Raw genomic sequence first — 24706 nt, 5'->3', positions numbered from 1 at the left:
CCCCTGATTGGGGACGGGGCGAAGCCCCTCCCCGAGGGGCGCGGGGAACTGCGCGAGCAACCCCCACCGGACCCGCACGTCAAGGGGCGCGGGGAACTGCGCGGCCAGCCCCCACCGGGCCGCAGACGAACGCGGTTTTCAGGGGCGCGGGGAACTGCGCGAACGGCCCCCACCGGCCCGCGGACGGGTGTCGGGTGGGGGGCCGGGGGTCAGACCCCCAGGACCCGGATCGACGGGTGTTCCTCAGTGTTGAGGTACAGCTTTTCCTGCGTGCCGCGCTGTTCCAGCTCCAGGACCAGCCGGTACCGGTACAGCCCCGGCCGGGCCGTGCTCAGCACCGTACCGGCCCAGTAGTAGTAGACCGGCGTGAACTTGTCCCGCATCCGGTCCGGCGCCCCGTAGATCTTCAGCTCGGTGAAGATCTTCCGTTCCGCCACGTCCTCCTCGTCCCCGGACTCGGTGTCGAGAAAGACGATGCTGTTGATCTTCGGCATGGGCGGCCACGTGTTGTCGATCCGCTTGTCCATGTCGATGGGCCGCACGATCCAGTTCAGGACCTGCCCCTGCTTGCAGAACGTCTGGAGGTGGTTCGTGCCCTGCCCGTCCCCGCCGATGCTGTTGTCCATCATGAACATCGACTCGCTGAGCGAACCCGTCTCGGTCGCCCGCTCCATGTCGATCAGGGTGACGATGTTGAGCTGGACCGAGTTCAACTGGCCCGGGTTCTGCTTCTGTTCGACGGCTTCGCCGACCGTGCTCGTACTCATCGCTCCTCCTGGAATCAGCCGACGAGACTGGGGGACAGCGTGGTGACGATCGGCTCGTCGCGCGAGCCGAGCCGGAACCGGACCTGGTAGTAGGTGTCGCCCGGGACGTCCTTCTTCACCGTCCCGATCCAGTACGCGACGTCCGTGCCGGGATAGACCCTGCGCTCCGGCTCGCACACCTCGTGGTCGATGTCGATGCCGTCGATCGCCGTGTACGCCTCGCACTCCAGGGCGAGGACGGACCACAGGATCTGGTCGCCGCCGCGGACCCGGGTGCGTAACTGCTCGGTGCCGAACCCGAGGGATCCGCCGGCCTTGTTGGTGTCGTAGAAGTACAGGTTGCCGTGCACGGTGCCGGTGGCGAGGGCCCCCACGCAGTCCACGACGGCGGTGATCGCGATGGGGCGCCTGGCGCCGCCGTTGTCGGTCTCGCTGGTCATCTACCGCTCCTCCTCTGCGAGGCCGGGCTGCTGGGTGCCGGACTGCTGGGTGCCGGACTGCTGGAAGTACTCCGCCCCCGGGGCGGACGACAGGGACGACAGGGACGGCTCGATGGGGAGCAGGCCCATGCCCGAGCCGGTGAAACCGTTGAACTTGGGCTCGGAGGTCACCCGCAGCGCCGACTCGCAGGTCATGTTCACCGGCTCCCACAGGGCCTCGCTGCCCCGCTGCACCAGCCGGTGGAGCTGGATGCGCATCGAGTAGGAGTACGTGCCGGGCCGCGAGGAGTCGACCGTGGCGGACCAGTACCAGCCGTCGGTGACGAGGTCGGGAGAGCCGTACTCCGCCGGATACATGATCTTCTCGTCGACGGCCTGGCCGTAGATGTCGGTGATCACGGGGGCGGGGTAGCTGTAGGTCCCCGCGGAGGTGTCGGTGACGATCTCACCGGTGAGGTCGATGACCTTCTGTCCCGACAGCCGGCCCTTGGTGCGCCGGGTGGTCTTCACCCGCGTACCGACCGCCTTGCGGATCTCGTTCAGATCGGCCGCGGGGTCGGTGGCGTCGGGTTTGGCCGTGAGGGCGTCCAGTTCCTCCAGGGCCCGGGCGTCGCTCTGCAGGGACCGCTCGCTCTCGTAACCTCGCGGCACGGTCGGCGGCAGCGAACCCAGGCTGTACGGCAGCCAGTTGAGGACCTGTTCCGTGGCCTGGGAGCCGTCGCGCCAGTAGGCGCCGTGAATGGCGGTCACCAGGTCGCCGGTGCCCTGCCCCTCGGATCCGTGCAGCTTCATGTTGTCGAACAGATAGACGTTGTCCCGCAGGGTATTGGCCTCCAGGGCGTTGCCGATGTCCACGAGCACGATGATCGCCAGCTGTTGAGCCATGCTTCCACCTCGTCGTTGTGGGATGTCTGCTGGTCGTCAGGACCCGGTCCGCCTCGGCTCATACGCCGATCAGCGCCGGCGAGTCGACGTGCAGCACGCTGTACCGGCCCTCGTACATCTGGAGTTCGAGGCGGTACTTGAAGGGGGTTCCGGACGGCAGGGACGGGGGGACCACTCCGGCCCAGTGCGCCAGGTCGAGCTTGTCGCCGTCGCCGTCGGCCGCGGTGCGGGTCGCGGGGGTCGCCACCCCGTCCTCGCCGAGGAACGTGATGCTCCGGATCTCGACGGGCGTCTGGAGGTCGACGGCGAGGGCGGACCACTGGACGACCTGGCCCGGCCGGACGGCGGTGCGCAGATGGGCCGTTCCCTGTCCGGTGCTCTCCTCGCCGGCGTTGTCGACCAGGCAGAGGTTGCCGTTGTGCAGCGTGCCCCCGGAGAGGGCGCCGATGACGTCGACCACGGCGATGATGTTGATCTGCGGTGTGTAGGCCACTCGTTCCTCCTGCGTTGTGAGCGGGGTTACGCACGGGGTGAGGGTGATCGCGTTGCGTCTTTGCGGGTCGGTGCGGCGCGGTGGTTCAGGTCCGGTCGCGGACCAGCGGCACCTTGCCGACCGAGGTGCGCTCGATCTCCGGCGAGTGCCGGGGCACGAACCGGACCTCCAGGCGGTAGCCCGTCTTCGCGACCGAGGTGGGGTTGGCCTCACCGTCGTTGAACAGGGACAGGGACCGCGGCAGGGCGTTGACGAGCACCCGCTGGAGTCCGGCGGGACCGAGCAGGGAGTCGACGCGGTACGCCGGGGTGAGCACGTCGTCCACGGCGGCGTACAGGGTGATGACCCGTTCCTCGCGCCGGTTGACGAACTGGATCTCGTGAGCGGCCTGGTCCAGGTCCACCACGCCGGCCGTCCGCAGTTCGTCGCGCAGCGCGTCGTAGGCGCGCACCGCCGAGTACTGGCTGTCGTTCAGGTGCAGGATGTCGCCGGTGCGTCCGGCGAACTCGAACTGCTGGGCGCTCGGGCCGCCGGGTCCGTCGAGGCGGGGCCTGCGGATCATGCGGTCGCCCAGCTTCAGCCGCAGCAGCGGCGCCTCATGGGCGTGCAGCCGGGTGACGACCAGTTCGCCCTCCTCGCCCTCGGGGACCCAGCGGCCGTTCTCGTCGACGATCTCGACGAGGTGCAGGCCGGGGACCGCGGTGAGGACCGGGCTCGACTCGGCCAGCTGCAGCCCGATGGTCTCCGCCTGGGTGGCCGCGAAGTAGCTGAGGATCGCCAGGTTCGGGTAGAGCGCCTTGAGTTCGTCGCGGTTGCGCTGCGGGAGCACACCGCTGCCGTAGAGCGCGACGCGGAAGCTTTCCTTGGCCTTCTGGCTCATGCCCGCGCCGAGTTCGGCGAGGATGGCGATGCCCGCCGAGATACCCATCAGCGCCTTGGGGCCCCGGTAGGAGAAGACGTGCTCCAGGACGGGTGCGGTGACGGGTCCGGCACCGATGTAGTTGACGCCCGGCACGCTCTGCAGCACTCCGCCGACCATCGTGCCGCTGCTCCACATCTGGTAGTCGGCGAGCGTGGTGAGCAGCCACTTGGGGTCCGCGCCCGTGAGGTGGGGGCCGATCTGGTACGTGCCGAGGAAGTGGCCGGCCACCGCGTAGGTGTCGCTCAGTTCTCTCAGCGAGTACACGGTCTCCAGGGGGCTGCCGCTGCTGGTCCCGCCGCTGGCGACGACCTCGAAGCCACCCCGCTCGTGCGGGACGACCATGCCTTCGCGGGAGCCCATGAAGAGGTCGCGCTGGGTCTCCTTGTCGGACAGCGGTACGCGCTGCCACGCCTCGTAGCTGTCGGGGGGCCGGATGATCCCGGCGTTCTCCAGGCGTTCGCGCCACAGTGGATTCAGCCGGACGGTGTGCATCATCTGCTGGAGCCTGCGCAGCACCAGGGCGTCCTGGATCTCGTGGGAGATCTCGCTGTAGGGCTGCCCGCAGACCCGCTCGCATTCGCGCATCTTGCTCGCGAACGACGGCAGCAGGGTTACCGCCTCGGGCGTCGGCGGGGTCAGTTCCCAGTCCGGGATCAGCCAGTTGACCAAGCCCTGGAGATCGGTGGGAGGCGCCTGGGCCACCCGTGTGTCCGTCACTTCTCCCGCCCCGCTTTCCTTATCTCACCGAGCAGCATCCGGAAATGCTCGGTGGTGATCTGGTGGTTCATCATGACCACCCTGAGGGCGGCCACTCCGTCCACGTCGACCTTGGATATGAAGAACTGCCCGTCCTGCTTGATGCGGTTCCTGATGTCCACCTGGAATGCGGCCACTTCGTCGTCCGCGAGCCATTTCGGACGGTAGCGGAAACACATGATGTTGGCCTCGGGGCAGTGCAGCGTCTCGAAGTCGTCCTGCTTTTCGAGTATGGCGTGGGCGTCCCGCGTCAACCGGCACAGGTACTCGATTTTCTCGGCGAAGAGCGCTCTGCCGTACATCGCCCACAGCACCCAGAGGGTCATCATCATGGGGCGTTTCGTGCATTCGAAGTTCTTGTCGCCGCTGTCGAGTGCCGTATAAACACCCGGCTGCGCGTCGAACACGTAACTGGCGGTCTGCCGGAAGGCTTCCCTGCTGTGTTCCCTGTTCCGGTAGAAGAGCAGGGTGCACGGGGCCGGCACGAACATCATCTTGTGCGCGTCCCAGGCCAGCGAGTCGGCCTGGTCGACGCCGCGCAGTTTGTGGCGCAGTTCGTCGGAGACCAGCAGGCTCGCGCCGTGGGCGCCGTCCACGTGCAGCCACAGACCGCGTTCGCGGGTGAGGGCGGCCAGTTCGGCGAGCGGGTCGAAGGCGCCCACCGAGGTCGTGCCCGCCGACGCGACCAGGCAGAAGACGTCCAGGCCCTGCCGCTGGGCGGCGTCGAGGGCGGGCCCGGCCCGGGAGACGTCGATGCGCCGTGCGGCGTCGAGCGGCAGGCGGACGATACGGTCCTCGCCGATCCCGAGGATGCCGGCGGCCCGGGCGACGCTGTAGTGGACGTCGGCGCCGACCGCGACGGCGGGCGTGGCCGGGCCCCTCGACGCCTTGCCGCCGCGGGCCCAGACTCCGGGAAAAGCCCTGTTCCGGGCGGTGAGCAGGGCGGTCAGATTGGCCAGTGACCCGCCGGAGGTGGTCACCATGTCGAAGGTGCCGGGCCGGTAGCCGATGAACCTGTTCAGCTCGTCGGCCATGATCCGCTCGACGACGTTGGGCAGCTGGCCCGCCTCGTAGAAGGACGAGGGCTGGTTGACGACGGAGCTGACGAAGTCGATGACCGAGGAGAGCGGGACCACGCCCGAGAACTGCCGGCCCATGTAGCCGGGCGAATGGACCTGGATACCGGTCCTGATGTACAGGTCGACGATCGCCGAGAGTTTCGCCTCGTCGAACGCGGCGGGTTTCTCGTGCTCGGTGGTCATCAACGCCCTGGCCGTCCGCGTCAATTGCGCCGGGTCGGTGAGTTCCAGGCCCCGGATCGACAGATCGGCCAGATGCTTTTCCAGCTTGGCCAGCACGGATTCGGTGTTTTCACGGAACAGTTGTACATCGAATGCTTCGGTCGATGGTCCGCTCTGAGGTAATTCTGTCACGCGGGCCTCCCTCGTACATTCCATGGCCACTTGATGATTGAAGCGCATCGGAAGTTGAACGGGCAGCGAGCGGCAGAGCGGACCCATCGTAGAGCGTCGCGGCGCATGAATATACAATTCCTCTACGACTGTCCGGAATCGTCCAGCCGCCCCGGGACCCGTCGGAACGGCCGTCACACGCGTGCCGAACAACAAACCGGAGTCACAGATACCGCACGTGGCATCCGGACCGTGATGAAGAGAGCGTTCCGGTGCGCACGGCACTGAATACCGCAGGCGACCGGTACGCCGCCATCTTGTGCCGCACCCCCGGAAAGAGCGGTTTCACGCCAATCGCGAAGATCCCCGCCCGCGGGCGGCAGCGGCACCACGCGACGGGTTAAACGTTTCTTTCAAGGCACATTTCTGGCCAAAAAATATTATATATCGCACACTAATTCGAAAAATCCCGCTCACGTGCGAGGTCGCCCGCGAAGAGGGCCCCGACGAGTTCGCCGGGGCCCTGACGGACGGCGGATCAGCCGCCGTTCTCGGTGTGGCCCGCGTCGGTCGCCGCCGCGAAGTCCGGTCGGCCGAGCGGTGACTTGGTGCGGACGGCGGCGATCCACTCCGCGGTGCTCGCCGTGTAGGCGAAGAACGACTGCAGGACCACCAGGACCGCGTGGTGGATCTCGGCGGCGGACAGACTGCCCGCCCTGTTGGTCAGGGCCAGCGCCCCGGTCGCGTCGGCGAGCAGCTCGACCTGGTAGCCGAGCTGGACGGCGTGCCGGGCGGTCGACTCGTCGCAGGTCTGCGTCATCCAGCCGACGAGGGTGAGCGTGTCGACGCCCGCCCGGCGCAGCCAGTCGTCGAGGTCGGTGCCGATGAAGGACGACGGCAGCGTCTTCTCCACGAGATGGTCGTGGGGGCGGGAGGCCACCACGTCGTGCAGGGCGAAGCCGTGCGTGCCCCGCGCGAAGAGGGGGGCGCCGGCGGGAGCGGCGTGCTGGACGAGCACGACGGGAACCCCTTCCTGGGCGGCGGTGTCGAGGGCCGCGGCGATGTTCGCCAGGCTCAGGGACGGGTCCGGGTAGCCGATCGGCAGACCGCCCGTGACGTACTCGTTCTGGACGTCGATGACGACGAGGGCACGTTTCATGACGGGGTCTTCCCTCCAGCGGGACTGCGGGTGACGGAACTGCGGTGGGTGAAAGCGCGGTTGACGGGTGCGGGCCTCACCGGGCCGCCCCCGTGGCCCGGACGAACGCCTCGAACAGGGCCTGTTGTGCGGGGTCGTGGCGGGCGGTGTGCTCGGGGTGCCACTGCACCCCGGCGAACCAGGCGCGCCGGTGCGGTAGTTCCAGTGCCTCGCGGGTGCCGTCGTCGGCCCGCGCGGTGACCTTGAGGCCCGCGCCCACCCGGTCGACGTGGGTGCGGTGGAAGCAGGACGCCGTCACCACCTGGGCGCCCATGCTCAGTTCGAGCAGGGTGGCGGGCTGGACGGCCACCTGGTGCACGAGGTTGTGGTGCCGGCGCCGCCAGCCCGCCAGCTGCACCTGCAGCGTGCCTCCGAGCGCCACGTTGACCGCCTGGAGACCCCGGCAGATTGCCAGCAGGGGCAGCTCGGTCCGCAGGACGTGGTGGGCCACCGCCAGATCGAAGCCGTCCTGTTCGGCGTCGGCGTCGTGCGTGCTGCCGTGCGTCGGCGTGTTCCCGTAGCGGCCGGGCGGCAGTTCGTCGCCCCCCGGCAGCAGAACGCCGTCGAAGCGGGTCAGGCGCTCGGCGACGAGCGCGGGGTCACAGCTGCCGTCCGGTGCGTGGGGGTGCAGGGTGACCGGTTCGCCGCCCGCCCGCCAGACGGCTTCGACCAGGGCACGGGCGACGATCTCGGCGGAGTACCGCAGGGCCGAGGTCGAGACGGAGAAGCGGGCGGGAATGGCGATGAGGGGGCGTGCGGGACGGGGACGGGTCACGGGCATTCCTCTGGGGGGAGGCGGTTCGATGTACGGCGGTTCAGGTCACGGCGGATCCTTTTCGGAGGTCTCCGGGGCGGGCGGGGCCGCGGCTGCGTCCGGGGTCCGGGGAGCCGGGTTCTCGGGAGCCGGAATCCGGGGAGCCGGGTTCTCGGGGGCCGGGGCCACGGGCCGTGCGGACGCCGGCCGGGCCAGGTACGCGGCGGCGCCCAGCAGCCAGACGGCGGGGACCGCCAGCGCGAGCCAGGTGGCGGTGGTCCGGTCGCCGCCGATGAGGGTCGTCAGGTTGGCCAGGACGAGCCAGATGGCCCCGGCGATGCCGAGGGCGCCCAGCGCGGGCGCGACGGCGGTGTTCCACGGCCGCCGGTCCAGCCGGTTCCGGCGGAAGAAGACGACGACGGACACGGACGTCAGGAAGTACAGCAGCATGATCGCCAGGACGGCGACGCCGCTGAACCAGGAGAACAGCGTCACGACCGGATCCCGGCCGGTCAGCGCGAACGGGACGACCAGCAGCACGGCGATCGCGGTCTGGACGACTCCGGCCGCCCAGGGCGCGCCGCGCCGGTTCACGGCGCACAGCGCGTGCGGGAGGCGGCGCTCACGGCCCAGGGAGAACAGATAGCGGTTGGCCGAGTTGTGGAAGGCCAGGATCCCCGCGAAGAGGGAGGTGGCGAGCAGGACGGGCAGCAGGTCGCCGGCCCAGTCGCCGAGCCGGTCGGTGACGGGCTGGAAGACGAACGCCGAGGAGTCCCCGTCCGCAAGGGCCCGGCCGGCGTCGTCGGTGGCGCGCGAGGCCCCGTGGGCGGAGATCACCATCCAGGAGGTGAGGGCGAAGAACGCGGTGATCAGGGTGATGGAGAGGTACGTGGCACGGGGTACGGTCCGCTCCGGCGCGCGGGCCTCCTCGCCGTAGACGGCGGTGGCCTCGAAGCCGAACATGGACGCCACGGCGAACATCAGGGCCACCCCCGGAGCGCCGTCGAGCGCGGTCTTCGGCGAGAAGGCGGCGGCGAGCCCGAGCCCTTCGGGTCCTCCCCCGCGCAGGAGCGTGACCAGAGCGAACACCAGCAGGATGCTTGTCTCGGCGACCACGAAGACGGCCAGCACCCGGGCGCCCGTGTCGATGCCCGCCACCCCGAGGCACTGCACCAGCGCCATGGTGAGCAGGGCCCACAGCCACCACGGCGCGTCGATGCCCGCGTGCACGTCCAGGAGTGGGGCGACCGTGACTCCGTAGAGGCCGTACATCGCGGCCTGGATGGTGCAGTACGCGAAGAGCGCGACGGCGGCGGCACCCGTGCCGGCGGTCCGGCCGAGGCCCCTGCCGATGTACGTGTAGAACGCGCCGGGGTCGACGACGTGCCGGCTCATCGCGACGAAGCCCACGGAGAACAGCAGGACGATCGCACCCGCGGCGACGTACGCGGCGGGGACGCCGGATCCGTTGCCGAGTGCGACGGACAGGGGCACGGCTCCGGCGATGCCGGTCAGCGGGGCCTGCGCCGACAGGACGAGGAAGAGGATGCCGAGGACTCCGAGGGCGTCGCGCTTGAGCCGGCGGTCCGCGGCGGTCACGGTGGTGCTGCCGACCTGGCGTCGGCCGGGATCCGCGTCGGTCACGACACGTGGGGCCCGTGAGTGTGTGCGCGATCGTGGCGGCGGTCGCGGTCGTGGTCGTGGTCGCACCTGATCCTGTCGGCAACGGCCTTCATGGGACGGTCCTCCCGAGGTGCTGGGCCTCAGTGCGAGGAAGGGGCGGCGGAAAGGGCGAGGGGGGCGCCCGGATTCACGCCGACAATTCGTTTGGCACCAAACAACATAGGCATGCCCTCCGGGGCGGTCAATCCCTCGCGGCGGGCACCGACTTGAGCCGCACCCTTGCGGGAGGACGACAGGCGTCCTTACGGTCGTCGTACCGTTTGACATCAAACAAACGGTGGGCGGCAGCAGCGCCCGGGCCGGCTGACGGCCCCGTTCCCATCTGCCCGAGGAGGCAGCGGTGAGCGCACACGACCCCTCCCTGACCAGGGAACACACCGAACGGCTCGCCGAGGCGGGCATCGACGTGGTCCGCGTGGTCTACCCCGACCTGCTCGGCACGGACCGGGCCCGCGACGTGCTGCTCGACCATCTGCCCGCGGCCTGCGCACACGGGCTCGCCTTCTGCCGGGCCGTCTACCACACCACCCCGCGCGGCGAGGTGGTCCCGGTGACCGGCGGCCTGGAGGCCGGGCTCCCCGACATGCTGGTCCGCCCCGACCTCAGCACGCTGGCCCCGCTGCCCTGGGAGCCGGGGGTCGCCTCCTGCCTGGGCGACGTCACCGACGCCCGCACCGGCGCGCCCATGCCCGAGTCCCCCCGCGACCTGCTGCGCACCGTGCTCGCCCGGTGCGCGGAGCACGGGCTGCACCCGGTGGCCGGTCCCGAACTGGAGTACTTCCTCTGCGAAACGGACCCGGGCGCGCCCGGCGGCAGGCGCCGCTACAGCACGGCCGCCGGCACCGTGTACACGGCGGGCCTGCGCGCCGACCCCGAGAACCACCTGCTGCGCACGCTGCGTTCGCTGCGCGACCTGGGGATCGGCGTGACGACGGGCAATCACGAGTTCGACGGCTCGCAGTTCGAGATCAACCTGGCCCACTCGCGGGCGCTGGACGCCGCCGACCGGGCCTTCCGACTCAAGTCGGCCGTCAAGGAACTGGCCCGCGCGGAGGGGCGGACCGCCACCTTCATGGCGAAACCGTTCAACGACGCGGGCGGCTCCGGCTTCCATGTCCATCTGTCGTGCGTGGACGGCGAGGGCGCCAACACCTTCGACGACCCCGAGGGCCCGTACGGTCTGTCGGCCACCGCCCTGCACGCCGTGACCGGTCTCCTCGCGCACGCCCCGGCGCTCGCCGCGCTGCTGAATCCCACGGTCAACTCGTACAAGCGCTTCGGCCCCGACACGCTCGCCCCGTGGCTGATCGACTGGGGCCTGGACAACCGCAGTGCCATGGTCCGCGTACCGCCCGAGCGCGGGGCCGGGGCGCGGCTCGAACTGCGGCTCGGGGACGCCGCCGCCAACCCGTATCTGCTGGTCGCCGCCGCGAGCGCGGCCGTCCTGCTCGGTGTCAGGGACGCGGTGGAGCCGGCCGCCCCGCTCAAGGGGTACGGCTACGACAGCGCCTCGGCGCCGCTGCTGCCCGCGAGTCTGCCCGCCGCGCTCGACGCGCTGGAGGCGGACACCGGCCTCACACAGCTGCTCGGCAAGGAGTTCGTCTCCGCGTACGTCACCTACAAGCGCGACGAGGTCGGCCGCTTCCAGCAGCACGTCACCGACTGGGAGCTCGACGAGTACGCCGACCACCTGTGATCATCCGCCCCCACCCCGCCCCATCGCGAGGCACAACCCCCGAGGAGACCTCGATGGCCGCACCCGTCCCGGTCGAACCCCTGCCCCTCGACGACGTCGACCTCACCGACCTCGACCGCTTCACCGACGAGCTGCGGCCCTGGCGCATGTTCCACACGCTGCGGCACCAGGACCCGGTCCACTGGCAGCCCGAGGCCGCGCCCAACTCGGGCTTCTGGGCGCTCACCCGGCACCGGGACATCGTCGCGGTCGACCGGGACCCGGACACGTTCACCTCGACGAAGTTCGTCAATCTCGAAGAGGTCGACGACGACCAGATCGCCAAGCGCGCCTCGCTCCTGGAACTGGACGGCGTCCGGCACCGGGCGCTGCGCGGGCTGCTGCAACGGCAGTTCGGGCACACCGTCATCAGCCGGTACACCGACTTCCTGCGCGGTCTGACCGCGCGCACCCTGGACGCGGCGCTGCCGCTGGGCACGTTCGACTTCGTCACGCATGTCGCGGCCGACTTCCCGATCAACGTCCTGGCCCGCCTCCTGGACGTGCCGCCCGAGGACAACCGCCGGCTCATCGACTGGGGCAACCGCATCATCGGCAACACCGACCCGGACTACGCGGACGTCCTGCTCGGCAGCCCGGAGAGCGAGCGCTACCGCGATCTGCCGTTCCGCTCCCCCGCCGCCACCGAGGTCTTCGCGTACGGGCGCGAACTGGCCCGGGAGCGGCGGGGCGGCACCGGCGACGACCTGGTCTCACGGCTCGTGAACGGGACTCCGCGCGACGGGGTGCCCCTGAGCGCGCAGGACTTCGACAACTACTTCCTGCTCCTGGTCGTCGCGGGCAACGAGACGACCCGCCACGCCATCAGCCACACCATGCTGGCCCTGACCCAGCACCCCGACCAGCTGGACCTCCTGCGCCGCGACCCCGCCCTGATCCCCGTGGCCGTCGAGGAATTCCTGCGCTGGGCCTCGCCCGTCTACCACTTCCGGCGTACGGCGACCCGTGACACCGAGCTGAGCGGCACCCGCATCAGGCGGGGCGACAAGGTGGTCATGTGGTACGCCTCGGGCAACCGCGACGAGACCGTCTTCCCCGATCCCTACGCCTTCGACGTGACCCGCGCCCCCAACGACCATGTCACCTTCGGGAAGACGAGCCCGCATCTGTGTCTGGGCAACCTGCTCGCCCGGACCGAGATCCGTGTGATGTTCGAGGAACTGATCCCGCGGCTCGCGGACGTCCGGCTCGGCGGTCCGGTCCGCCGGGTCCGCTCCAACTTCGTCAACGGCATCAAGGAACTGCCCGTGACGGTCACGCTCAAGTGAGCCGCCGCAAGCCCGCAGGTCTCAGAACCAGCCACGTAGGATTCGATGCCGTACGGCCGTGCGTCGGCAGTGACGGCGGTCCGGTGACGATGCGAGGGAGCGCCCGTGCCCAGCCAGCGGTCCATCAGCGCGGCGGAGAGACTCGCGGCGGAGAAACTCGGCGGCATTCCCGTGCGGCGCGACCAGATGGCGGCGGTCGCCAACATCTACCGGGCCGCGTCCGCCGTGCGCCAGCACCTGGAGAACTCCGTGCTGCGGCGCTCGGACCTGACCTGGACGGGCTTCGTCGTGCTGTGGGTGGTGTGGGTGTGGGGCGAGTCCGAGACCCGGCGCGTCGCCGAGGAGGCCGGGATCTCGAAGGGCACCCTGACCGGCGTGGCCCGGACCCTGGAGTCGCGCGGTCTGCTGCGCCGCGCCGACCATCCCACCGACGGGCGGCTGGTCCTGCTCGGTCTCACCGAGGAGGGCGAGAGCTTCATGCGGGAGGTGTTCCCGGCGTTCAACGAGGAGGAGGCCTTCGTCACCTCGCGGCTGAGCGACGCCGAGTGCCGCACGCTCGCCGACGGGCTGCGCAGCGTGGTGCTCCAGGTCGAGGAGAGCGGTGAGGACCGGCGCAGGGAGCTGCTGAACGGCGAGGCGGCCACCCCCCGTCGCAGTGGCCGCCGCGCCCGTAACTGACCCGCACCTCACCTACCGCGCTCGGCCCTGCGGCGGGCCGCCCGCACCAGCGCGTCGAAGAGCCGCTGCTGGGCCGGGTCCGTGCGCGCGGTGTCCTCCGGATGCCACTGCACGGCCACGAACCGGTCGTCGCCGTCTGCGAGTTCGACCGCCTCCACGGTTCCGTCGACGGCGTGGGCGGTGGCCTTGAGCCCCTCCCCCAGCCGGTCCACGTGCTGATGGTGGTAGCAGGACGCCTCGGCCTTGTCGGTCCCGGTGATCCGGGCCACGGCCGACCAGGGCGCGAGGAAGACGGGATGCCGCACATGCCGGTGCCCGTGCCCGGCACCGCCGCTCTCCCGACCTTGGTTGTCCTGGTGGAGTGTGCCGCCGAGGGCCGTGTTGACGACCTGCAGCCCGCGGCAGATTGCCAGCAGCGGAAGGTGGCGGGCGAGGGCCTGCCGGGCGAGTTCCAGGTCGAAGCCGTCCTGTTCGTCGTCCACGTCGTACACGGCCCGGTGCGTGCGCCGCGCCCCGTAGCGGTACGGGGCCAGGTCGCCGCCGCCGGGCAGCAGGAGGCCGTCGAAGCGGGCGAGCCGGTCGTGGACCTCGTCGGGGTCGGCCGTGCCGCCGGGCGCGTGCGGATGGATGCCGCCCGGCTCGCCGCCGGCCCGCCAGACCGCCTCGATCAGCGCGCGGGCGTTGGCCTCGGCCGGCCGGTCGAGGGCCGAGGACGTCGCGGAGAAGCGGGCGGGGACCGCTATCAGCGGGCGGGCACTCATAACTGGATCCAGGTGGTCTTCAGTTCGGTGTACTTCTCCAGGGCGTGTACGGACTTGTCGCGGCCGTTGCCGGACTGCTTCACGCCGCCGAAGGGCACGGTCAGGTCGCCCTCCTCGTAGCAGTTGACCCACACCGTGCCGGCCTTGAGGGCGCGGGCGACCCGGTGGGCGGTGGACAGGTCGGAGGTCCACAGCCCGGCCGCGAGCCCGTACTCGGTGGCGTTGGCGAGGGCGACCGCCTCGTCGAGCTCCTCGAAGGCGAGGACGGACAGCACGGGCCCGAAGATCTCCTCGCGTGCGGGCGGGCTGTCCGGTGCGACGCGGTCGAAGACGGTTGGTTCCAGATAGGCACCCCCCGCCCCGGCCAGGGCGCGTGCGCCGCCGGTCCGCAGCCTCGCCCCGCTGTCGACCGCCGCCCGGACATGCCCCAGTACGCGGTCGAGATGGCCCTCACCGGCCAGCGCGCCCATCTCGGTGGCCGGGTCGAGCGGGTCGCCCACCCGCAGCGCGCGGGCGTGCGCCACGACGGCGTCGGTGACCTGCTCGGCGACGGACGCGTGGACCAGCAGCCGGGAGGGCGCGGTGCACATCTCGCCCTGGTTGAAGAAGATGCCCCAGGCGGCCGTCGCCGCGGCCTTCGCCAGGTCGGGGGCGTCGGGCAGCACGATGTTGGGCGACTTGCCGCCCAGTTCGAGCCAGACGCGCTTGAGGTTGGAGTCGGCCGCGTAGTGCAGGAAGTGACGGCCGACGGCTGTGGACCCGGTGAAGGCCAGGACGTCGACCTCCGGGTGCAGGCCGAGGGCCCGCCCGGCCACCGGCCCTTCGCCGTTGACGACGTTGAGGACACCCGGCGGCAGTCCCGCGAGCAGCGCGACGCGTCCCAGCAGGGCGGCCGACAGCGGCGCGTGTTCGGAGGGCTTGAGGACGACCGTGCATCCGGCGGCCAATGCCGGGGCGAGCTTCCAGCCGGCCAGGGTCAGCGGGAAGTTCCACGGGACGACCGCGCCGACGACCCCGGCGGGCTCCCGGGTGACGAGCGCGAGGGTGTCCGGGGCGGTGTGCGGGATTTCGTCGGCGAGTTTGCCCGCGAGCTGGCCGTACCAGCGGAACGTCTCGACGACGGCCCGCAGTTCGATGTCGTGGGCCTCGGTGACGGGCTTGCCCATCTCCAGGCTGACGGTGAGGGCCAGCTCCGCCCGGCGTTCCTCCAGCAGGTCGGCGAGGCGGATCAGGGTCCGGCCGCGTTCGGCGGGGGCCAGCCGGGGCCAGGGGCCGTGGTCGAAGGCGCGGCGGGCGGCGGTGACGGCCGCGTCGATCTCGGCCTCTCCCCCGTCGGCGACCTCGGCCAGCACCTGGCCGTCGCGGGGGGACAGGGCCGCGAAGGTGCTGCCCCCGCCGGGTTCGTCGGTGCCGTCGATGAGATGCGTACCGACCGGTTCGAGGGCTTTGGCGCGGCGGAGCCATTCCTCGTGCGTGACCTGCTTGACCTGCGTGACGGCAGGGCTGACGGCGGTCATACGGTCCTCTCAGCGTGTGGGCGGCCTGCCTTCGGGCGGCCTGCGTGCGGGTGGCCTGATGCCGCGGAACTCCCAGTCGCCGCCGAGCGCGGTGGACAGCACTTCCTCGGACTCGCTCGGCTGCGCGCCGAGGTCCGTGCGGACGGCGGTGGGGCCGGAGACGATGTGGTTGGTGAGCCGGCCGAGGCCCTCCACCTCGACCTCGACGACGTCGCCGGGCCGGACGGGCCGGGAGTTCGCCGGGGTGCCGGACAGCAGGACGTCCCCGGGGTACAGGGTGATGGTGCGGGCGATGTCGGCGACGAGGTAGTGCATGTCCCACGTCATCTCGTCGGTGGAACCGTCCTGGACGACCGCCCCGTTGACGAGGGTCCGCAGCCGTTTGCCGTGGAAGTCCCAGTCGGTGACCAGGCCGGGGCCGAGCGGGCACAGGGTGTCGGAGCCCTTGACGCGGAGCATGGAGCCCGCGTCGGTGTCACGGAAGTCGTGCAGTCCGTAGTCGTTGGCGACGGTGTATCCGGCGATGTACCGGCCCGCCTCGGCGCGGGAGATGTTGCGCGCGGTCCTGCCGATGACGAGGGCGACCTCGCCCTCGTAGTTGAGCCACTTGCAGCCCTCGGGCCGCACGACCGCGCCCCGGTGCGCGTTGAGCGCCGAGGTCGGCTTGTGGAAGTAGGTGGGTGCGGCGGGCAGGGCGGCCCCGAACTCCGCCACCCGGCTGCGGTGGTTGAGGTGGACCGCGATCACCTTGGACGGGACGACCGGCGGCAGATGGGTCGCCTCCCCGGCCTTGACGCGGCGCCCGTCCCCGGCGACCAGCTCGTCGCCGTCGCGGACGGTCTCCACGGCGGAGCCGTCGAGGAGGACACGGCGGTACTCGGGCATGACGGCAGCCTCCCTGGGGTCAGCCGGACGGCCGGACGCGGCTGTGGGGTGTGCGGGCGGCGGCCGGCGGGGGCGGCGGGCCGGTGCCCGTCCAGCCGTCCGCCGGGCGGTCGAACCAGAGGTGCACCTGGCCGGTGCCGATGGCGTTCTCGTACGCGCCGTACTGCCGGGCCTTCGCCGTGCACGCCCGCTCGCCGAGTGCCCCGGCCATCATCAGATAGTGGAAGAACTTCGCCTCGGGCCGGTGGGGCCAGAAGTCGTCCATGCGGTCGAGGACCTGGTCGTGGCGGCCTTCCTTGAACCAGCCGATGCGCTCCTGGTCGGCCTCCCTCGCCTCCGGGGTGAAGACGTGGTCCGGATCGCCCGCCTCGTGGTCGCGCAGTTGCCGCAGCGGCCAGAAGGTGTGCGACAGGGCGCCGGAGGCGATCAGCAGGACCCGGCGGCCGGGCGTGGCGGCGATGCCGTCGGCCAGTGCGCGGCCGAGGCGCAGATGGTCGTCCATGTCCCCGGTCTGGCAGACGCCGATGGTGATCCACCGCTTGTCGGGCAGCCCCTCGCCGAGGTACTTCCACAGGTTGGTCGTGGCGTAGTAGACGGGCAGGTAGGGGTCGTCGATCGGGGTGATCCAGGTGCCGTGCCGGTCGGCGAACGAGGCGACGCGGTGGGCGAGTTCGGGGTCGCCGGGGAAGTCGTACGGCATCCGGCACATCCCGCGCGGCAGTTCCTCGGAGGTGTACAGGCCCGAGCGGCGCGGCTGGGCGGTGACGACGAACTCGACGGTGGTCGCCCAGTGGGAGTCGAGGACGACGACGGTGTCGTAGCCGTCGGACGCGAAGACGTCGTCGCGGAGCTGCCGCAGTCCGGTGACGAGGGTGCTCTCCTTGCCCTCGTTGAGCTCCAGCCGGTCGGCCTCCGGCAGCACGATGGTGGGGACGTGGGAGAGCAGGCCCGCCCCGACGATCTCACCCATGGTCCGGTCGTCCGTTCTCATCCATGGTCGGTCCATCCGTTCGGTGCGGTGACGGTGGTCTTCAGGTCGCAGTAGAAGTCGAAGCTCCAGTCGCCGCCCTCGCGGCCGATGCCGGACTGGCGGGAGCCGCCGAAGGGCGCCCGCAGGTCGCGGACGTAGAAGCAGTTGACCCAGACGGTGCCCGCCACGAGGCGTGCGGTGACGCGCCGCGCCCGCGCGGGGTCGCCGGTGGCGACGGTGGCCGCGAGTCCGAAGCGGGTGTCGTTGGCGAGGTGGACGGCCTCGTCCTCGGTGGTGAAGGTCTGGAGGGTCAGGACGGGCCCGAAGACCTCCTCCTGGACGATCTCGGAGTCCTGGGCGACGTCGGTGAGGAGGGTGGGCGGGTAGTACAGGCCGCCCACCCGTGCGGCACCGGGACCGTCGCCCTGATGATGGCCGCGCAGATGATCGCCGCCCGGGTGAGCGCCGCTCGGGTGGTCGCCGACGACCGCGCGGGCCCCCGCCGCCAGCGCCCGCCGCACGAACCCGTCCACCTTCTCCAGCTGGCGGGGGTGGATGAGGGGACCGAGGTCGGTGGCCGGGTCCCTCGGGTCGCCCTGGCGCAGCCGGGCCGCCTTCTCGGCGAGGCGGCGGGTGAACTCCCCGGCCACCGGCTCCTCGACCAGGATGCGGGTGGCCGCGAGACAGACCTGTCCGGCGTTGTCGTACTGCTCCACCGCGAGGTCCACGGCAAGCTCCAGATCCGCGTCGGCGAAGACCAACAGCGGTGACTTGCCGCCGAGTTCGAGGCTGAGCGGAGTGAGGTGCGCGGCGGCGGACGCGGCGATGCGTCGTGCCGTCGGTACGGAACCGGTGAAGCTGACGCGGCGCACGTCCGGGTGCGCGACGAGGGCGGCGCCGACCTCGGGCCCGTACCCCTGTACGACGTTCAGGACCCCGGGAGGCAGGCCGGCCGCGGTGGTGATGTCGGCGAGCAGCGAGGCGGTGAGCGGGGACCATTCGGAGGGTTTCAGGATCACCGTGTTGCCGGCGGCGAGGGCCGGGGCGGCCTTCCAGGTGGCGAGCAGCAGCGGGGCGTTCCACGGCGTGATCAGTACGCACGGGCCCGCGGGGTCCCAGCTGACGTGCTGGGTGTGGCCGCGGGTCGCGAAGTCCTCGTGTCCCAGTGTCAGCAGCCGGTCGGCGAAGAAGCGGAAGTTGTGCGCCACGCGCGGCATGACACCGCGCCGGTGGGAGCGCAGGAGCGCGCCGTTGTCGTGGGTCTCGACGACGGCGAGTTCTTCGAGCCGTTTCTCCACCCCGTCGGCGACGGCTTCGAGGAGTCGGGCGCGTTCGGCGGGCGGGGTGGCGGCCCAGCCCGGGAAGGCCGCTCCGGCGGCGGCGACGGCCGCGCCGGCGTCCGTCCCCGTACCGCGGGCGATCTCGCCCAGCGGGGTGCCGTCGATGGGCGAGACGTCGGTGAAGGTCTCGGTGGCGGCGACCCGTTCGCCGCCGATGAAGTGCCGGGTGTCGACGGCGACCGAGGCGACGGTGGTGAGGTGTTCACTCATGTCGTGGCGCTCCCTCATGTCATGGGGCTCCGGGGCATGTCATCGGGCGGCGGGGCGATGCACTGCGGGCGGAGCCGCGGCGGGCCTCATTCGGCGCCGGAGGTGCCCGTCTCCAGCAGCCGGCCCCCGTCCCAGACCACGCCGACCTGCCGGTAGTACGCGGCGATCGGCTCCCGGACCTCCAGCCGGGCCAGCTCCTCGGTGGGCGCCTCGAACAGCTCCAACTCGGCCTCCCCCGTCCAGGGTTGGCCGCCCTCGAAGGACGCGGCGCCGGACTCGATCAGCTCGTCGAGCGCCAGCCCCTTGCCCTTCTCGACGGCGGGCAGCCAGCGGTGGTGGAGCATCGGATGGGCGTTGACGAACCCGTTCGTCTCACACGGCCCGCGCAGGGTGACGACGGCCTGGGCCAGACGCCGGTCGGCGGCGGCGAGGGTGGCCCCGAACCGCGCCCCGGCCTCGATGCGCGGGGCGGGCCCGTACGGATGCGGACGGGTCTGGTGGATGGAGCCGAGCTTCTTCGGATACCCCTGGTGCAGTCCGCGGGCGAGGGCGAAGTCCTTGTCGACCCAGATGAACACACAGCGCGTGTACGTCCGCCCCCGGTACGCGCAGCGCACGACGGCGAACGCCTCCTTGTACTGGGCCCGCACCGGATCGAGCAGCTCCCGCCCCGGGTCGGCGCAGGACTGCCAGTCGGCCCAGATCAGCGCGACGGCGCCGGGGTCCTCGGCGGCCGGTTCCAGCGGCTCGGGCAGCAACTCCCGTACGCGGCCCGGGTCGGTGCGGTATTCGACGGTGAGCAGATCACCGGAGTAGCGCCACGGCGGCGCGGGGACGAGCGACGCGGCGCCCGTCGCCGTCTTGGGAGGGAAGTAGCCGCGCAGAGAGGTCACTTGGCCCCTCCGGACGATCCGGCGCCGAGGGCGGGCTGGGCGAGGAGTTCGGCGCGGTGGCGGGCGGCGGCGGGAGAGGTGGACCGGCCGCCGAGGGAGACGACACCCACGAGACGGCCGCCCCGGTGGAAGCCGGCCAGGAAGTCGCCGTCCGGGTCGCCGTCCAGGACGCGCACGTCGTCCTGGCCCAGGGCGGGGGCGCCGAAGGACTGCAGCCGGAAGTCGTGCTGGTCGCTCCAGAAGGTCGGCAGGGGCGCGAACGGCGCGAACCCGCTGCCTACTTCGCCGCCGGTGAGGTGGGCGGTGAGCACCCTGGCGGCGTGCTTGGCGGTGTCCGTGGGGATGGACCAGTGCTCGACGCGGCGCGCGACCTCGTCGTAACGGGCGTTCGGGAAGCGCGCGATGTCACCGACGGCGACCACGTCCGGGCGTCCGCCGACCCGCAGATGCTCGTCCGTCAGCACGCCGTCGGTGAGGTCCAGGCCGTTGCCGGCGAGCCACTCGCTGTTGGCGACGGAGCCCACCGACTCCACCACGACGTCGGCGGCGAGGACCGTGCCGTCGGCGAGGACCACCCCGGTGACCTGTTCGCCGCCCTCGAACCCGGTCACCTGGGCGCCGAGGACGAACCGGACGCCCCGCCGCTCGTGCCGGTCGAGCAGCGCCTTCGCGAGCAGTTCGCCGAGCGGGCCGACCATGGGCAGCGGCAGCGGGTCCACGGCCGTGACCTCGGCGGCTCCGAGGGCCAGGGCGGTCGCGGCGACCTCGCAGCCGATGAATCCGGCGCCGATGACGACCACGCGCCCGCCCGGCCGGGCCAGCGCCGCGCGCAGCCCGCGGGCGTCGGCCACCGTGCGCACGGTGTGCCGTCCGCGGCGGGGGCCGGGGCAGGGCAGCCGCCGGGAACGCATCCCGGTGGCTGCCACCAGCCCCCCGTACGACAAGGTCTCGCCGTCGTCGAGCGTGACGGTCCGCCGGTCGAGATCGGCCGCGACGACCCGGGTGCCCAGGCGCCACCGTACGTCCGAGACGCTGGCCCGCGGCAGGAAGGTGAGTTCGCCGAAGGAGGCGTCGCCCGCCAGGGCCTCCTTGGACAGCGGGGGCCGGTTGTAGGGCATGTGGGGTTCGTCCCCGACGAGCACGACGGGTCCGCGCCAGCCTGCGGCGCGCAGCTGCTCGGCGGTGCGCAGGCCGGCCATGGAGGCGCCGACCACGACGACGGGTGCGGTTGCAGGTGCGGGTCCGGGTCCGGCTGCGGCTGCGGCTGCGGCTGCGGCTGCGTTCACGCGTCAGTCCCCGATCCGGATGGCCTGCAGCGGGCAGACGTCGGCGGCCTCCTCGACCTCCTCGCGGCGGGTGTCGTCGGCGTCGGGGACGTGGACCAGATGTCCGTCGTCGTCGAACCGGAAGACGTCGGGTGCGGCGAACACGCACTGGCCGTGGTCCTGGCATTTGTTCATGTCGACGACGACCTTCATGGCCGGTCCTCCAGATGACGTGTCACGTCGGAGGGAACGGACGGGGACTCGGACCCTGAGGGCGGGCCCGGCCGATGGAGCGGGTCGGGACCGCCCCCTCCCCCCATTTCATTTGACCCCAAACAAGGTAGGAAGCATTGGGGATCGGGTCAAGGGGGTGGGAACCGGTGCGGCCCGCCGGGAACGGTTCGCGCCGTTCCCCGCGCCCGCGAAGACAAAAGATTGCGCCGTTCCCCGCGCCCCTGAGGGGGTGGGGGCCGGGGTGCCTGGGACGGCTGACGGTCGCGTGTGGCTGGGCGCGCAGTTCCCCGCGCCCCTCAAAAGCGGGGCTGCGCCCCAGCTTTTGCCCTTAAGGGGCGCGGGGAACGGCGCGAGCAACCCCCACCGACCCGCACCCGAAACGCGACCCCAGCCACCCCCCTCCAGGGGCGCGGGGAACTGCGCGGGCAACCCCCACCGGCCCGCGCCCGGAACGCGACCCCAGCCACCCACCCCCCAGGGGCGCGGGGAACTGCGCAACCCGCCCCCACCGGCCCGCAGCCGGAAAGGCCGCTCAACCGCCGGAGGTATCCAGCTCCGCGTCCTCACTCACGCCCGCACAGTCGTACGGATCCTTCAGCCACCCGTCCGGCAGGACGACCCGCCCGTTCCCGGACGTCCGCCCCCGCGGCCCGTCCGCCCCGACCGGCCAGGCCTGATCGAGTTCCAACTCCTCCAGCCCTTCCGCCAGTTCGCTCAGCGACGACGTGACGGCGAGCCGCCGCCGCATCTCCGAGCCGACGGCAAACCCCTTCAAGTACCAGGCCACGTGCTTGCGGAAGTCGATGACCCCGCGCGCCTCGTCCCCGATCCACTCCCCGAGCAGGGTGGCGTGCCGCACCATGACGGCCGCGACCTCCCGCAGGGACGGCCGCGCGTACTGCCCGTCCCGCCCTTCGAACGCCGCGACCAGGTCGGCGAACAGCCACGGCCGCCCCAGGCACCCCCGCCCCACGACGACCCCGTCGCACCCGGTCTCGCGCACCATCCGCAGCGCGTCGTCGGCGGACCAGATGTCCCCGTTCCCGAGGACGGGAATCTCCGGCACGTGCTCCTTGAGCCGCGCGATGGCGTCCCAGTCGGCCGTCCCGCCGTAGTGCTGCGCGGCGGTGCGCCCGTGCAGCGCGATCGCGGTCACGCCCTCCTCGACCGCGATCCGCCCGGCGTCGAGGAACGTGATGTGGTCGTCGTCGATGCCCTTGCGCATCTTCATGGTGACCGGCAGGTCCCCGGCCCCGGCGACCGCCTCCCGCAGGATGGCCCGCAGCAGCGGCCGCTTGTAGGGCAGGGCCGAGCCACCGCCCTTGCGGGTGACCTTGGGCACGGGGCAGCCGAAGTTCAGGTCGATGTGGTCGGCGAGGCCCTCGTCCGCGATCATGCGGACGGCCTTGCCGACGGTGGCGGGGTCGACGCCGTACAGCTGGATCGAGCGCGGGGTCTCCGTCGCGTCGAAGCGGATCAGCTGCATGGTCTTCTCGTTGCGTTCGACCAGCGCCCGCGTGGTGATCATCTCGCTGACGAACAGCCCCTTGCCGCCGCTGAACTCCCTGCACAGCGTGCGGAACGGCGCGTTCGTGATGCCCGCCATGGGGGCGAGCACGACGGGCGGCAGGACGGTGTGCGGACCGATCCGCAGAGCGGTGTTCACCGCGGACGCAGGGGTGACCGTGGACGTGGACATTCCCCCATTGTCACGTACGCCGCCCCATGACGGTAGTCGTTAGTTAGGCACACTACCGACATGGGCGTAACCTGGTACCCATGCCTGAGCTCAGCCCCCGCCGGCGTCAGCTGGTGCTCGCGATCTGCTGCATGAGTCTGCTGATCGTGAGCCTCGACAACACCGTCCTGAACGTCGCCCTCCCCTCCATGCAGAAGGATCTGCACGCGAGCCTGGCGGGCATGCAGTGGACGATCGACGCGTACACGCTGGTGCTCGCCTCGCTGCTGATGCTCGCGGGCTCGACCGCCGACCGCATCGGCCGCCGCAAGGTCTTCATGGCGGGCCTCGTCGTCTTCACCGTCGGCTCGGTGCTGTGCTCGCTCGCGCCGAACCTCGAATCGCTCGTGGCCTTCCGCATGATCCAGGCGGTCGGCGGCTCGATGCTCAACCCGGTCGCCATGTCGATCATCACCAACACCTTCACCGACCCGCGCGAACGTGCCCGCGCGATCGGCGTATGGGGCGCGGTCGTCGGCATATCCATGGCCGCGGGCCCGCTGGTCGGCGGCCTCCTCGTGGACTCGGTCGGCTGGCGCTCGATCTTCTGGGTCAACCTGCCGGTGGGCCTGGCCGCGCTCCTGCTCACCCTGCGGTACGTGCCGGAGTCCCGCGCGCCCAAGGCGCGGCGCCCCGACCCGGTGGGCCAGCTCCTGGTGATCGCGCTGCTCGGTTCGCTGACGTACGCGATCATCGAGGCGCCCGCCTCCGGCGCCGGCAAGATCCTCGTCTTCGGCGGGATCGCGCTGGCCGCCCTCGTCACCCTCCTCTGGTACGAGCCGCGGCGCGACGAACCCCTCATCGACCTGCGCTTCTTCCGGTCGGCGCCGTTCAGCGGGGCCACGGTGGTGGCGGTCAGCGCGTTCGCCGCGCTCGGCGGTTTCCTCTTCCTCTCCACCCTCTACCTCCAGAACGTCCGGGGCCTGAGCGCGCTCGACGCGGGCCTGTGGATGCTGCCCATGGCGGCGATGACCTTCGTCTGCGCGCCCCTGTCCGGGCGGCTGGTCGGCAACCGGGGGCCGCGCCTGTCCCTCCTGATCGCCGGTACGGCGATGACGGTGAGCGGGGTGCTGTTCGCCGCGTTCGAGGCCGAGACGGCGGACGTGACGCTCGTCATCGGATACGTGCTGTTCGGGCTCGGCTTCGGTTTCGTGAACGCGCCCATCACCAACACGGCGGTGTCGGGCATGCCCCGCGCCCAGGCGGGGGTGGCGGCGGCGGTCGCCTCCACGAGCCGGCAGATCGGGCAGACGCTGGGGGTCGCGGTGATCGGGGCGGTCCTCGCGTCGGGGGTGGGCACGTCGTCGTACCGGGCCGCGTTCGTCTCGGCGGCACGGCCCGCGTGGTGGATCATCGCGGCGTGCGGGCTTTCCGTGCTGGTGGTGGGCGCGGTGTCCAGCGGGCGCTGGGCCCGCGGGACGGCGGCCCGCACGGCGGATCGCCTGTCCGCACCGGAGGTGAAACAGTCCGCAGCCGTCACCTGAGCCCGCCCCCGCCACCGGGCGCGGGCCCACCGCGGCAAAAGGCGCATTGCCAACTGCGTCCCGACGGGGACGGTTCGCGCAGTTCCCCGCGCCCCTCAGGAGCGGGGCTTCGCCCCGACCCCGTCGCGTTGTCGGCTGCGGGCCGGTGGGGGTTGCTCGCGCAGTTCCCCGCGCCCCTGGGGGGTGGGGTGGTTGGGGTTGGGTTTCGGGTGCGGGCCGGTGGGGGCCGTTCGCGCAGTTCCCCGCGCCCCTGGGGGGGGGCTTGGGTGTGGGGGGTGGGTGACGGTCGTTTGTGGCTGGCCGCGCCGTTCCCCGCGCCCCCTAAGGGCAAAAGCTGGGGCGCAGCCCCGCTTTTGAGGGGCGCGGGGAACTGCGCGAACGGCCCCCACCGGCCCGC

22 protein-coding genes are annotated in these 24706 nt (G+C 71.6%); 4 read left to right on the top strand and 18 right to left on the bottom strand.

Annotated features, from left to right (window positions below):
- Positions 1–209: 209 nt before the first annotated feature.
- The 9 genes from ACFWGJ_RS22480 to ACFWGJ_RS22440 all read right to left on the bottom strand — a co-directional run bounded on the left by ACFWGJ_RS22480 (position 210) and on the right by ACFWGJ_RS22440 (position 9226).
- The gene (locus ACFWGJ_RS22480) at positions 210–767 is read right to left on the bottom strand and encodes a hypothetical protein (RefSeq protein ID WP_210882813.1); all 558 of its coding nucleotides are present in this window, start codon (positions 765–767) and stop codon (positions 210–212) included.
- 14 nt (positions 768–781) lie between these two features.
- Complete coding sequence (locus tag ACFWGJ_RS22475; RefSeq protein WP_387327228.1) at positions 782–1207, bottom strand: hypothetical protein; 426 nt, start codon at positions 1205–1207, stop codon at positions 782–784.
- Positions 1208–2092, bottom strand: coding sequence for a hypothetical protein (locus ACFWGJ_RS22470; protein ID WP_387327227.1), 885 nt, complete (start codon positions 2090–2092; stop codon positions 1208–1210).
- A 58-nt stretch (positions 2093–2150) separates the two neighbouring features.
- Positions 2151–2585 carry a hypothetical protein gene (locus ACFWGJ_RS22465; RefSeq protein WP_387327225.1) on the bottom strand — a complete coding sequence of 145 codons (435 nt, stop codon included), beginning with the start codon at positions 2583–2585 and terminating at the stop codon, positions 2151–2153.
- Positions 2586–2670: 85 nt separating this feature from the next.
- Positions 2671–4224 carry a hypothetical protein gene (locus ACFWGJ_RS22460; protein ID WP_387327222.1) on the bottom strand — a complete coding sequence of 518 codons (1554 nt, stop codon included), beginning with the start codon at positions 4222–4224 and terminating at the stop codon, positions 2671–2673.
- Entirely contained in the window at positions 4221–5621 is a 1401-nt protein-coding gene (locus ACFWGJ_RS22455) for a pyridoxal phosphate-dependent decarboxylase family protein (protein WP_387327220.1), read from the bottom strand. Before ACFWGJ_RS22455 ends, ACFWGJ_RS22460 begins: the two co-directional genes overlap by 4 nt.
- A 592-nt stretch (positions 5622–6213) precedes the next feature.
- Complete coding sequence (locus ACFWGJ_RS22450; RefSeq protein ID WP_387327219.1) at positions 6214–6834, bottom strand: cysteine hydrolase family protein; 621 nt, start codon at positions 6832–6834, stop codon at positions 6214–6216.
- Positions 6835–6910: 76 nt separating this feature from the next.
- The gene (locus tag ACFWGJ_RS22445; protein WP_387327216.1) at positions 6911–7648 is read right to left on the bottom strand and encodes a gamma-glutamyl-gamma-aminobutyrate hydrolase family protein; all 738 of its coding nucleotides are present in this window, start codon (positions 7646–7648) and stop codon (positions 6911–6913) included.
- 45 nt (positions 7649–7693) lie between these two features.
- Positions 7694–9226, bottom strand: coding sequence for an APC family permease (locus ACFWGJ_RS22440; RefSeq protein WP_387327236.1), 1533 nt, complete (start codon positions 9224–9226; stop codon positions 7694–7696).
- Between the two features lie 424 nt (positions 9227–9650).
- Between ACFWGJ_RS22440 and ACFWGJ_RS22435 the strand changes: the two genes are divergently transcribed.
- From ACFWGJ_RS22435 to ACFWGJ_RS22425, 3 genes are all read left to right on the top strand, one after another.
- Positions 9651–11006, top strand: coding sequence for a glutamine synthetase family protein (locus tag ACFWGJ_RS22435; protein WP_387327214.1), 1356 nt, complete (start codon positions 9651–9653; stop codon positions 11004–11006).
- 53 nt (positions 11007–11059) lie between these two features.
- A complete protein-coding gene (locus ACFWGJ_RS22430; protein ID WP_387327211.1) occupies positions 11060–12334 on the top strand; it encodes a cytochrome P450 in 1275 nt (424 codons plus the stop codon).
- A gap of 105 nt (positions 12335–12439) precedes the next feature.
- The gene (locus tag ACFWGJ_RS22425) at positions 12440–13012 is read left to right on the top strand and encodes a MarR family winged helix-turn-helix transcriptional regulator (protein ID WP_387327208.1); all 573 of its coding nucleotides are present in this window, start codon (positions 12440–12442) and stop codon (positions 13010–13012) included.
- A gap of 8 nt (positions 13013–13020) precedes the next feature.
- On the opposite strand, the gene ACFWGJ_RS22420 is transcribed toward ACFWGJ_RS22425, so the two are convergent.
- The 9 genes from ACFWGJ_RS22420 to dusB all read right to left on the bottom strand — a co-directional run bounded on the left by ACFWGJ_RS22420 (position 13021) and on the right by dusB (position 22786).
- On the bottom strand, positions 13021–13773 hold the full coding sequence (locus ACFWGJ_RS22420; protein WP_387327205.1) for a gamma-glutamyl-gamma-aminobutyrate hydrolase family protein: 753 nt from the start codon (positions 13771–13773) through the stop codon (positions 13021–13023).
- Positions 13770–15290: an aldehyde dehydrogenase gene (locus tag ACFWGJ_RS22415; protein WP_387327203.1), complete on the bottom strand. Its 1521-nt coding sequence runs from the start codon at positions 15288–15290 to the stop codon at positions 13770–13772. Before ACFWGJ_RS22415 ends, ACFWGJ_RS22420 begins: the two co-directional genes overlap by 4 nt.
- 9 nt (positions 15291–15299) lie before the next feature.
- Positions 15300–16175: a fumarylacetoacetate hydrolase family protein gene (locus ACFWGJ_RS22410; RefSeq protein WP_381834182.1), complete on the bottom strand. Its 876-nt coding sequence runs from the start codon at positions 16173–16175 to the stop codon at positions 15300–15302.
- Between the two features lie 19 nt (positions 16176–16194).
- Complete coding sequence (locus tag ACFWGJ_RS22405; protein WP_387327233.1) at positions 16195–17145, bottom strand: 3,4-dihydroxyphenylacetate 2,3-dioxygenase; 951 nt, start codon at positions 17143–17145, stop codon at positions 16195–16197.
- 17 nt (positions 17146–17162) lie between these two features.
- On the bottom strand, positions 17163–18695 hold the full coding sequence (locus ACFWGJ_RS22400) for an aldehyde dehydrogenase (RefSeq protein WP_387327199.1): 1533 nt from the start codon (positions 18693–18695) through the stop codon (positions 17163–17165).
- An 86-nt stretch (positions 18696–18781) separates the two neighbouring features.
- Positions 18782–19588, bottom strand: a complete 807-nt coding sequence (locus tag ACFWGJ_RS22395; RefSeq protein WP_387327197.1) for an acetoacetate decarboxylase family protein — start codon at positions 19586–19588, stop codon at positions 18782–18784.
- A complete protein-coding gene (locus tag ACFWGJ_RS22390; RefSeq protein ID WP_387327231.1) occupies positions 19585–20802 on the bottom strand; it encodes an NAD(P)/FAD-dependent oxidoreductase in 1218 nt (405 codons plus the stop codon). The genes ACFWGJ_RS22395 and ACFWGJ_RS22390 overlap by 4 nt, the downstream gene beginning before the upstream one ends.
- A gap of 75 nt (positions 20803–20877) precedes the next feature.
- A complete protein-coding gene (locus ACFWGJ_RS22385; protein WP_387327195.1) occupies positions 20878–21066 on the bottom strand; it encodes a ferredoxin in 189 nt (62 codons plus the stop codon).
- Positions 21067–21619: 553 nt separating this feature from the next.
- Positions 21620–22786 (bottom strand): tRNA dihydrouridine synthase DusB, encoded by a 1167-nt coding sequence (gene dusB / locus ACFWGJ_RS22380; protein ID WP_387327194.1) that lies wholly within the window; start codon positions 22784–22786, stop codon positions 21620–21622.
- Between the two features lie 80 nt (positions 22787–22866).
- Here dusB and ACFWGJ_RS22375 point away from each other — a divergent pair, with 80 nt between their 5' ends.
- Positions 22867–24309 carry an MFS transporter gene (locus ACFWGJ_RS22375; RefSeq protein ID WP_387327192.1) on the top strand — a complete coding sequence of 481 codons (1443 nt, stop codon included), beginning with the start codon at positions 22867–22869 and terminating at the stop codon, positions 24307–24309.
- The last annotated feature ends 397 nt before the right edge of the window (positions 24310–24706 follow it).

The organism is Streptomyces sp. NPDC060205, from assembly GCF_042728395.1.
Taxonomy (GTDB): Bacteria; Actinomycetota; Actinomycetes; order Streptomycetales; family Streptomycetaceae; genus Streptomyces.
This window is presented reverse-complemented; position numbering and strand designations above follow the sequence as displayed.

Coding starts and splice junctions, on each gene's coding strand:
- ACFWGJ_RS22480 (WP_210882813.1), bottom strand. CDS start 767: ATGAGTACGAGCACGGTCGGCGAAGCCGTCGAACAGAAGCAGAACCCG.
- ACFWGJ_RS22475 (WP_387327228.1), bottom strand. CDS start 1,207: ATGACCAGCGAGACCGACAACGGCGGCGCCAGGCGCCCCATCGCGATC.
- ACFWGJ_RS22470 (WP_387327227.1), bottom strand. CDS start 2,092: ATGGCTCAACAGCTGGCGATCATCGTGCTCGTGGACATCGGCAACGCC.
- ACFWGJ_RS22450 (WP_387327219.1), bottom strand. CDS start 6,834: ATGAAACGTGCCCTCGTCGTCATCGACGTCCAGAACGAGTACGTCACG.
- ACFWGJ_RS22430 (WP_387327211.1), top strand. CDS start 11,060: ATGGCCGCACCCGTCCCGGTCGAACCCCTGCCCCTCGACGACGTCGAC.
- ACFWGJ_RS22420 (WP_387327205.1), bottom strand. CDS start 13,773: ATGAGTGCCCGCCCGCTGATAGCGGTCCCCGCCCGCTTCTCCGCGACG.
- ACFWGJ_RS22415 (WP_387327203.1), bottom strand. CDS start 15,290: ATGACCGCCGTCAGCCCTGCCGTCACGCAGGTCAAGCAGGTCACGCAC.
- ACFWGJ_RS22410 (WP_381834182.1), bottom strand. CDS start 16,175: ATGCCCGAGTACCGCCGTGTCCTCCTCGACGGCTCCGCCGTGGAGACC.
- ACFWGJ_RS22405 (WP_387327233.1), bottom strand. CDS start 17,145: ATGGGTGAGATCGTCGGGGCGGGCCTGCTCTCCCACGTCCCCACCATC.
- ACFWGJ_RS22400 (WP_387327199.1), bottom strand. CDS start 18,695: ATGAGTGAACACCTCACCACCGTCGCCTCGGTCGCCGTCGACACCCGG.
- ACFWGJ_RS22385 (WP_387327195.1), bottom strand. CDS start 21,066: ATGAAGGTCGTCGTCGACATGAACAAATGCCAGGACCACGGCCAGTGC.
- dusB (WP_387327194.1), bottom strand. CDS start 22,786: ATGTCCACGTCCACGGTCACCCCTGCGTCCGCGGTGAACACCGCTCTG.
- ACFWGJ_RS22375 (WP_387327192.1), top strand. CDS start 22,867: ATGCCTGAGCTCAGCCCCCGCCGGCGTCAGCTGGTGCTCGCGATCTGC.